Raw genomic sequence first — 609 nt, 5'->3', positions numbered from 1 at the left:
TGATAACGCGATCCCATTGACGACAGACCCGAGTGTTATAGAGGCTAATGCTTTGATGGCAACAGCACTGGCGACACAAATTAAAGTCGTGAGTGAAATCATCAAAACCTATGACGAACGAATCGAAGCGCTGTTTGACACATTGCCAGATGCGGGGCTGTTCAAATCACTTCCGGGCATGGGGCCGTGTATGGGCCCACGGATGCTTGCTGCACTTGGTGATAACCGTGACCGGTTTAACAGCGCTGAAGAAATTCAAAACTACGCAGGTGTTGCACCGGTGACAGAACGAAGCGGCCAGAAATCCTGGGTTCACTGGCGATGGCAGTGTGCCAAGTTCGTCAGGCAGACCTTTGTTGAATGGGCTGCCAAGACGGTTACCTCATCATACTGGGCCAGACTTTATTATCAGGGACTGCGAGAAAAAGGAAAATCTCACCAGTCTGCAATCCGGGCTCTGGCGTTTAAATGGATAAGGATCATTTACCGCTGCTGGAAGACCAGAACCCAGTACGATGAAGCAAAGTATTTGCTGGCTCTCGAAGCGCGACACTCGCCCTTACTGAAGCCATAAAAAGCTTGTCGAATGTCTCAGGGCGTGAAGCGGAC

General features: G+C 50.6%; 1 protein-coding gene. It reads left to right on the top strand.

Going from position 1 to position 609, the window contains the following annotated elements:
* Nucleotides 1-574: transposase (locus J1785_RS00440; RefSeq protein WP_217218541.1), on the top strand; the 574-nt coding region annotated here is incomplete at its 5' end.
* Nucleotides 575-609 lie beyond the last annotated feature (35 nt).

Origin of the sequence: Rahnella perminowiae (assembly GCF_019049755.1) — a bacterium.
Taxonomy (GTDB): Bacteria; Pseudomonadota; Gammaproteobacteria; order Enterobacterales; family Enterobacteriaceae; genus Rahnella; species Rahnella perminowiae.
The sequence above is the reverse complement of the archived record's forward strand: the minus strand, read 5'-3'. Positions and strand labels throughout refer to the sequence as shown.